11 protein-coding genes are annotated in these 7761 nt (G+C 44.8%); 9 read left to right on the top strand and 2 right to left on the bottom strand.

What is annotated here, in order from left to right:
- Nucleotides 1-1518 (bottom strand): DUF3854 domain-containing protein (locus H6G14_RS27735; protein WP_190571544.1); only part of this gene is annotated, 1518 nt, incomplete at its 3' end.
- Between the two features lie 353 nt (nt 1519-1871).
- On the bottom strand, nt 1872-2051 hold the full coding sequence (locus H6G14_RS27730; RefSeq protein WP_190571542.1) for a ribbon-helix-helix domain-containing protein: 180 nt from the start codon (nt 2049-2051) through the stop codon (nt 1872-1874).
- Nucleotides 2052-2319: 268 nt separating this feature from the next.
- On the opposite strand from H6G14_RS27730, the gene H6G14_RS27725 reads away from it, so the two are divergent.
- The 9 genes from H6G14_RS27725 to H6G14_RS27685 all read left to right on the top strand — a co-directional run bounded on the left by H6G14_RS27725 (nt 2320) and on the right by H6G14_RS27685 (nt 7714).
- Nucleotides 2320-3372 (top strand): ParM/StbA family protein, encoded by a 1053-nt coding sequence (locus tag H6G14_RS27725; protein ID WP_190571540.1) that lies wholly within the window; start codon nt 2320-2322, stop codon nt 3370-3372.
- Nucleotides 3365-3580 carry a hypothetical protein gene (locus H6G14_RS27720; protein ID WP_190571548.1) on the top strand — a complete coding sequence of 72 codons (216 nt, stop codon included), beginning with the start codon at nt 3365-3367 and terminating at the stop codon, nt 3578-3580. The genes H6G14_RS27725 and H6G14_RS27720 overlap by 8 nt, the downstream gene beginning before the upstream one ends.
- A gap of 5 nt (nt 3581-3585) precedes the next feature.
- Nucleotides 3586-3852 carry a hypothetical protein gene (locus H6G14_RS27715; RefSeq protein ID WP_190571538.1) on the top strand — a complete coding sequence of 89 codons (267 nt, stop codon included), beginning with the start codon at nt 3586-3588 and terminating at the stop codon, nt 3850-3852.
- Nucleotides 3853-3865: 13 nt separating this feature from the next.
- On the top strand, nt 3866-4057 hold the full coding sequence (locus H6G14_RS27710; protein ID WP_190571536.1) for a hypothetical protein: 192 nt from the start codon (nt 3866-3868) through the stop codon (nt 4055-4057).
- 15 nt (nt 4058-4072) lie between these two features.
- Entirely contained in the window at nt 4073-4279 is a 207-nt protein-coding gene (locus H6G14_RS27705) for a hypothetical protein (protein WP_190571534.1), read from the top strand.
- An 80-nt stretch (nt 4280-4359) separates the two neighbouring features.
- Nucleotides 4360-4530, top strand: a complete 171-nt coding sequence (locus H6G14_RS27700; protein ID WP_190571532.1) for a hypothetical protein — start codon at nt 4360-4362, stop codon at nt 4528-4530.
- On the top strand, nt 4530-5246 hold the full coding sequence (locus H6G14_RS27695) for a hypothetical protein (protein ID WP_190571531.1): 717 nt from the start codon (nt 4530-4532) through the stop codon (nt 5244-5246). Before H6G14_RS27700 ends, H6G14_RS27695 begins: the two co-directional genes overlap by 1 nt.
- Before the next feature lie 33 nt (nt 5247-5279).
- Nucleotides 5280-5816, top strand: coding sequence for a hypothetical protein (locus tag H6G14_RS27690; RefSeq protein ID WP_190571529.1), 537 nt, complete (start codon nt 5280-5282; stop codon nt 5814-5816).
- Nucleotides 5813-7714 carry an ATP-binding protein gene (locus H6G14_RS27685; RefSeq protein ID WP_190571527.1) on the top strand — a complete coding sequence of 634 codons (1902 nt, stop codon included), beginning with the start codon at nt 5813-5815 and terminating at the stop codon, nt 7712-7714. The genes H6G14_RS27690 and H6G14_RS27685 overlap by 4 nt, the downstream gene beginning before the upstream one ends.
- Nucleotides 7715-7761 lie beyond the last annotated feature (47 nt).

Raw genomic sequence — 7761 nt, 5'->3', positions numbered from 1 at the left:
GCCAATCAGGTGAACAAATTTTTGCAGGTCATGTCTGCCCTTGAGGACGGCGTTACAGTAACAAAGCAACAGGTCTTTAATAGAGTCGTTACCGTTGGACAGGTGGTCGAGAAACGCATCAATTTCTGACCAGTTTTTAGCATGGGGATCATACTCCCGTGGCAGTTGCCAAGTTAGGCGATAAGTGGGGGAGTGGGGTAAAAGCTTGCCCGTGGATATCTCCACCACCCCATTCATAAAGGGCAGCAGTTCTCTGGGGGAAGCTTCCAGCCATTTGCGAACTATCAGCTGATTTCGCATGGCTTTGACGATGTTGGTAATGTAGGTGTGGGAGTTGTAGCCTTCAATCCCCTTGCTGGCAAGTATCTGTGAGACGACCGCTTCGATAAATTCGTGGGTTTCTGGCGACCAGACCCCAGCGTAATCAGCCTCATAACGCATCCACAGGGCGATCTCGTTGTTAAAGGCGAGTTTGTCGCGGTATTCCTGGGCTATCTCGCGTCCGATCCTATCCGCAGGTGGAACTCGGAAGTTCCGCCGCTTTTGAAATTGTTTTTCCAATCTGGCGATCGCCATTTCGTAGGCATCATCAAAAGCGCCCTCTCCCTTATTAACAATCAAATCATCCAGCCCCTTACCGTCCTTTGCATCCCAGTTTATATCAGCCGCTATGCAGTAACGTTTCTCAAATGCAGAGAACAGTTTTCTTTTTCCCCTAGTTACGGCTTTTTGGGCGCTACGCTTTGTGTCTTGGTCAAAGGCAATCAGCCATGCACTGTCTTTATCAGCAAAGGGAACTAAATCATCTATGAGCATGGCATTAGTGCCACTAGCGCCACATTCGCAGCCGTAAAGGGCAATCATCACATATCCCACAGACAAGGCACTGAGGGCTTTCTTGCCGCCCTCGGTAATGCCTCTTTCGATGGCGGATTCTTTGAGCCATTCCCAGAAACTACCGACCATCGGCACTTTCACGCCGTAGCGCTCTCCTATCATCTGCCGCACTGATGGGGATACAGGAGGGAAATATGCCCGATTACCTCCGGCTTTGGGTGCGAGATACCTGTATGGGCGTTCCTTTTCTTCATCCCACAAGCTGACGATTCCCTGCCAGACTGAACCGTCTTCATTCATGAAAAACGCGCTATATATTGGTTCGTTGGCTTCATGTCTAAATCGCTTGTAATCCCAGCCTAGAGCATCATGAATGGGGGTGCTGACATCACCGCCAAGGCTACATTCAATGTCTGGATGAAATTCGATGCAGGCTTCAAAGACTTCTGGGCTAATCCCCGAACCTTCAATAAATGACTGGCGTATAAACGCTTGAAATTGTTCAAAACTCTCAAATTTGTTTCGCCGTCCCTCAAGTGCCTTGCTGTTGAAAGTTGTTAGGAGTGGGACTGACTCTTGTTGAACTGAAGCAGATTGCGTTAAAATTTGAGGAATCGAATTATTTTGTAGTGCGCCATGATGTGACAGTCCAGGCGCTTTCTGCATTTCTGTTGTATTCATTTGTGGCTCCTTAGTTTGGTGATTACTTTCGATGAAGATTGAGTAATCCCTTTCACTTTTAAGCACGCCACTGTTAGGCTAGAGCTATAAAAATTTGTTAACTACCTGCGGTAGTACTTGACCGCTTTGGTGACGACTGGTAATCGTCATGGCATGGATAAGCTCCAGACAGTAAGAGAGTGACTTGCCCCAAAGTAAGTTGGGACTACCCTTTTTTTTGTGCTTTTTTAGGGCTGTGTTCATGACTCCATGAATTTTTACCCTGTGTGTCAAAAAGAATAAACTTTAAGCTTTTGTTACACCTACCTTTAGCCTTAAGCTTGATATCTTGTCTTTTGAAACTCGGATTAACCCTAATCTTGTCCTTCAGATTGAGAAGATTGAAATTTTTTGCGCCTAGCTGCAAGTGCATCTCTAATCACAGTTTCAACTAAATTACTAACACTACGGTTTTCATCTTCAGCCCATGTATCTAATTCCTCCTTTAGTTCCGGGGGTAGGTAAATACTCACTTTAGGTTTCTTTGTGGCCACACTTAATAGCGTCTCAAAATAGCGTAACTAATAACGCTATTTATAGCTCTTTAGTATGACTTAAATCTATGGTGTTGACAATTACCGTTACTTACCGTTACTATAGCATCAACAGGCAAAAAAACCACAAACAACAAAACTTTGTATCAAATGGTGAAAATGCCGCAGGAATTATATTGGCTACCACATTAATGCAGAGATTGTCTTAATCAAGGCAGCAAGCCTGTTTCAGAACCTTGTCAATTGAATAATTAGCGGGTTAAACCTTATGACAGATTTGGCACAAATGTCCGAAAATACCCTAAACGGGCATCAGGGTACACTCACGCTCATTGCAGGTTACGACCTCGGTAACTCTGGCGTTAAGTTCGTTACCTCAGACCGAAAAATCAGGTTTCCAAGTTATTTAGAGAATTGCTACTACCGTCCGACCGAGTTACCAACCGAGGGTTATGTAGAGTACCTAGAAGGAGACGCAATTACCAAACTGGACTACAAACAGTGGTTGTCAGGTTATGCCGCATACGACGCAAACCCTAAAAACCACCTACGAGTGACTGATGATGCTACCGCCAAAGTTACTCAATCACTCAAACACCTACTAGCAGCACTGTCAAACTATCCCTATAAGCCAGTAATTAACCTAATTATCTGTGCCTCCTTACATGAGCGAGGAGACTTAGAAGAACAGTTGATTGATGCTATCGCGGGTAAACACATCGTCAAATTTGGTGGAAAGCCCATACCAACAACAGTCAACATACACGTTTTGAAAGTTTACGACGAAGGACACGCTGCTATTGCTGCTAATGCCCATAGACTCGATACCAGTAAACAAAATGTGATTGTAGATATTGGCAATCGTACAGTCATAGCCACTTTAATTGGACAGAAGGGACATTTAGCCAACCGCAAGACATTTGATAACGGGGTTGAGGAATTAATCAAAATGATTTCCGTCAACCCAACATTTAAGAATCGACTAGAGGGAGAAATAGCAATACCTCACCTAATCCGTCAGGGATTAGAGAGTAGTGAAAAACCGTTTTGGTACGGTAAACAATTCAGTTTTGAAGACATTTATAAACAAGAGTTAATGCCTTGGGTGCAGAAGTCACTTTCCCCAGTTTTTAAATTCATTCACCCGTGGAAGATCAACGCCGATGCTTGCTTAATTATTGGCGGAGGTTCACAACTCCAGGGTGTTGACGAGGCATTAAAAGCCAAAGGATTTGTAATAGCAGAAAACCCGCTCTGGTCAAATGCAGAGGGTTTATATCAACTAGCAACAATGATGTATTCGAGGGGAATAGATGAGTAACGAGAGCATCAGAGTAGTGATTAGAAAGCCGTTTCATCCAATGCTCAAACAGCTATCTGAACAACTAAATATTGATGATTACGGCGAATTGGTCAACTACATACTTTTAGAGTTCCAACGACGCGGCGGTGACTTTTCCGAAACTGTTGAAATGCCTAGCAAAAAAGTTGAATCATCTCTGGCAAACAAATTAGCAGCAATGTTTTGACGAGTATGAATAATCTAAGCCTAGTATATGACAGCACGTCACTAACCCAGTCAAAGGTGTATCAAATAGACCGAAACTTATATCAATACCTGTACCAAACAGGCACAATTCAAGCACCACAATATATCTTTCGTCCACTAGCCGGACAGCGAAAGAAAACAGATTTGAAACTGAATCACAAAGGTTTGATTAATCGCTGTTATGAGGTAGAAGGTGCAACTACAAAGAGTTCTGTTATCAGTCAAGAATCACTGCAATTAGCACTGTTTTGAAGGAGCAATAATTGTGAGAATTAGACAAGCAATAGGAGCCACTTTATTTCTACTTAGCTGTGTTGGTTTTGGTTATCTTTCTACTCAAAAGTTTGGCGCAACTGCCACAGCAATGATAGGCGGGGGAATGTTCAGCATAGGAGCAATAACGCACATAAAACAAAAACCAGTACCACGTAAACGCACCAAAAAAGCTGTTAACTAACAGGCACTTTGAATCATGAGTCAATCATTAACTAGCCTAATTCAACAGGCACAGCAAACAATTCTACAGATTCGTAACCATCCCGACTACAAGCAAATTGCAGTCAATTACAGTCCCGACTTGACGCTAGGAGATGCAACAACAGCATTGACTTATTTGCAGTGGGAAGTTGAGGAGAGAACAACTATTGATGTAGCAAAGTTTGAAGCATTTTCTAATTAGGGGGAGGAGCGATTGCACCGAGTACCAATCATTGCAATCGCCCTCAAGTTGCACAAGTACAACAAAAGGATCTTAGCTTAATGGACAGCAAATATTATCTCTGTGAGGCAGAGAACGCCGACGAGGGAGTAAACAAGGTTACGCCCTACGATAAGCCAGAAGACGCATTAGCCGCCGCATCTAATAGCACCGCTAAAGTTCATTTCATCAGCACAGTAAACCCTTTGGCTGTTGATGAGGAGGATGAGTAATGGATCACGGCATTGCAGTAATTAACCCAGTAGCAGGACATTCCAGCCATATTGATGAAAAAGCGCAAACTTGGGGAGGGTTTGAGGCTGATATCTTGGGCTATTTAGGAGACATTAACCGTTTAGAGCAGTTCGCAGACTACGCCAACAACGCCCTTGAATTAGCCGAAAGGCTTGACCCGTTTCTAGAAAATGCCCGTACTGCTTTTGAAGCATTGCAAAAACTGACTACGGGTCAAGTAACTTGGACAGAACTTCGCAAGCAATACGGTTCTCATGTCGCCAACGCTATCAACAAAATTAGGGTTCTAAATGCTCAATTTGATAGTGAAATGCAGCAGCTTGACGCAAAAGACCGAGCCGAACTACTGAAGATTGACCAGAAACGGCAACACGGTCTAGCAGAGATAGCCGCACAGTTACACGTTGATTTACAAGCTGAATTGTTCCGGCATCAAAACAAACTGACTGGGATTGAGAACAGGCAGCAAGTCCAAACCGAACGCCAAACAATCACCACCGGATTAAGGGAGAAGCGCCAAGCGTTACTGAATCGTGCCAAGTATGGCAGTACAGGAAATGACCAACAACCACGGGAACAAATACCCGTTACTGTGCAAGCTTCCCCAACAGCAAGCAGTGTTTCTGCCTCTGGTACAGTTCGCTCTTTTGGCTCCGTCCTGGGGAATTTGTGGCAACGACTGGGCGATCGCTGACAACTGACAACCAATAGTTAGGGACTAAGGCTGATGTTAGTAAAACGACAACCAGAACAAACTAACGTCAGCCCTTTTTCGTATGAAGGGCTGGCCACAAATCAACAACCAAAGCAAGCACAACAACCCCAACAACCTGCACCAATACCGGAAACTAGCAAGGGTAGAGGATTAAGAAGGGCTGGTAATGCCTGTGAGATTATCGCTGGCAGTTGCTTGAATAGCGGTGTTATCTTCACTTTCCACCTAATAGGTGTTCACCCTGTTGGTTTCGTGTTGGCTTTGGGGGTGTCACATTTCTACTTGTCAGCAACCGCATCAGGAGAAGGTAAAGACCGTTTCGCCACCAATGTAATGACCGGGGCTAGTGCCTCACTATCCTTACTGTGTGCATTGTCTGAACCGATAGCCGAGTGGTATGAGGCGCAAGTTTCCAACACAATCGCCGCAGATGTGAGACGCGAATTGTATGAGCCAAAGCAAGCTAATGACTCAGGACTAATGACCTTTGGCGCGATCGCATTTGGGTTAGTGATTCTATTTTTATTTTTTGGCGGTAAGAGAAAATGAATTATTTAAGTGACAAACATCGGGAATTAGCCCAGAGTCAGCAATCAGGTTTAATGGCTTGGTTTGGTCAACTGCCCTTTGACCGCAAAGCCGCCGCAATTGGTCTTAGCCTTACCCTTGGTTTAAGTTGTGCAGGGATGGCATGGAGAGGGACAGCATCGGACAGGATTTATTTCTGCATCCGCACCCCTGCCAATGGTTTGAAATGTGCTGATAACAATAACCGACCGTTTCGCATGACCCCGTACTACTGGGAACAGTGGAAACAGCGAGGGATGCCAACAGACGTTGTTAGGGATGCGGCGATGGGCGTTAATGGCTTGGTCAAGGCAGACAACCCATACAAACCATACTGGGCGTTTGGTGCATTCGCTGGATTTGCGCTTGCTGGATGGATGTTACGCCATTGCCAGCATGAAGTAAAACAGTTAGCTGTGTTTGAGGATATTGCCCAAAAACGAGATGTACTTGAAGCTAGTCGTGATGTGTTAATTGCTGAGGTTGAACTGCAAGCGGATCTTGAGTTAGCTGCAAATAACCGAGTCGTGGAAATACAACAAGCTGAAATTCTAGGCGAGACTGAACTGGCAATCGCCAAGCTGGAAGCTGATGACGCACTGTTTGACGCACAAACCGCAGGTATGACACCAGAACAGAAAGCCGAGTACATCAAGTTTTTGAGAGATACTAAAACGCCTTATTTACAAGGTACTCAGACCTTACAGGGAATCGTTGACCCAAGAGACAAAGTTACCGCCTCCCTGGAGCAACCAGCGATCGCACCAACCAACAATGAAACAATTACAGAAGTTTTGCGGCGTGTTGCCCGTGAAGATGGTAGCACCGCGCTATGTGGCGACCCAGGCACAGGTAAAAGCACAATCACCCGTGAATACATCCGCCAAGTTGAGGCGAACTGTCCCAATGCTGACATAAGAGTATTAGCGGTAAAAAATGACTCATTCAATGGACTACGTGAGCGAGGTAAAGTAACCCGATTTGTGGGTGAAGACGGACTAGAGAAAGCTAAAACATTCTTTTTAGGCGTTCAGACTGAATACAACAAACGCCTAGAAGTAACTGAGTCTGGGAGAGAAAGCTTACCTGCATTTGTCATTATTCTGGACGACTGGCTGACCATCGCCGCCAAACTGAATAAGGTAAAACCAGAGAATTTAGGTTTTGACTTTGGACAAATCCTCTTTGATGTGCTGATAGTAGGGCGTGAGTATAACATGAAGTTTTTTGTTAACTTGCACTCGCTCAACCTCAAAGCGATTGGTATTCAAGAATTAGACCAAAACACACGCAAGGTTTTACGGCTGTTGTTGTTAGGCAACCGCTACCGCAAGGACGGACGCGAAATTGATGCTTACGGCGTGATTGAACAAGCAATTATGGGTAATCAAGTCATCACCCATGCCAAGGATAAGGAACTGGTCAGAGCGCAGTACAGCGAACTAAAAGCGCAGTCCAGAAGCCAATATCAGCCCGTAATGTTTGCTTTTGTAGGTGGTTATTACCTGGGCTTAGTGCCTAAGTTTCAACAAGTGGAAGTCAGTGATCGCCCTCCTAGCGCAGAAGATAAAGCCAAGCTGGAGGCACTTTACCGCCAGATGGAGTTTGAAATTACTTATGAGAAACACCATAAAGAACATTCTCATAAGCTATCGCCCCAGGCGCAGGCCCTACACGGTTATCTACAACGCACTAACAGAACTAGGGCAGTAATTCAGGAAATACAACCTAACTTTAAAGTGAAAGGCGATCGCTTCTCCTCCGATGAATTAAAGCGACTGTTCAATGAGTTGGTTGAGAATAGTCTGGCTGTCTGGCTGGATGAAAATACTATCGAAATCACCTCAAATCAGACAGACGGACAGACCGGACAGGATTAGACAGACTCCTTGTACAGCAAGGGACAGAAGGGACAGAGCTATAGACA

It is taken from the genome of Nostoc parmelioides FACHB-3921 (genome assembly GCF_014696625.1).
Classification (GTDB): domain Bacteria; phylum Cyanobacteriota; class Cyanobacteriia; order Cyanobacteriales; family Nostocaceae; genus Trichormus; species Trichormus parmelioides.
Note: the sequence above shows the minus strand (reverse complement) of the source record. Positions and strands in the feature narration are given on the sequence as shown.

Excerpts from the sequence above, each read along its gene's own strand:
- H6G14_RS27720 (WP_190571548.1), top strand. The coding sequence starts at position 3,365 with ATGAGTAACGAGAGCATCAGAGTAGTGATTAGAAAGCCGTTTCATCCA.
- H6G14_RS27690 (WP_190571529.1), top strand. The coding sequence starts at position 5,280 with ATGTTAGTAAAACGACAACCAGAACAAACTAACGTCAGCCCTTTTTCG.
- H6G14_RS27725 (WP_190571540.1), top strand. The coding sequence starts at position 2,320 with ATGACAGATTTGGCACAAATGTCCGAAAATACCCTAAACGGGCATCAG.
- H6G14_RS27685 (WP_190571527.1), top strand. The coding sequence starts at position 5,813 with ATGAATTATTTAAGTGACAAACATCGGGAATTAGCCCAGAGTCAGCAA.
- H6G14_RS27705 (WP_190571534.1), top strand. The coding sequence starts at position 4,073 with ATGAGTCAATCATTAACTAGCCTAATTCAACAGGCACAGCAAACAATT.
- H6G14_RS27715 (WP_190571538.1), top strand. The coding sequence starts at position 3,586 with ATGAATAATCTAAGCCTAGTATATGACAGCACGTCACTAACCCAGTCA.
- H6G14_RS27695 (WP_190571531.1), top strand. The coding sequence starts at position 4,530 with ATGGATCACGGCATTGCAGTAATTAACCCAGTAGCAGGACATTCCAGC.
- H6G14_RS27700 (WP_190571532.1), top strand. The coding sequence starts at position 4,360 with ATGGACAGCAAATATTATCTCTGTGAGGCAGAGAACGCCGACGAGGGA.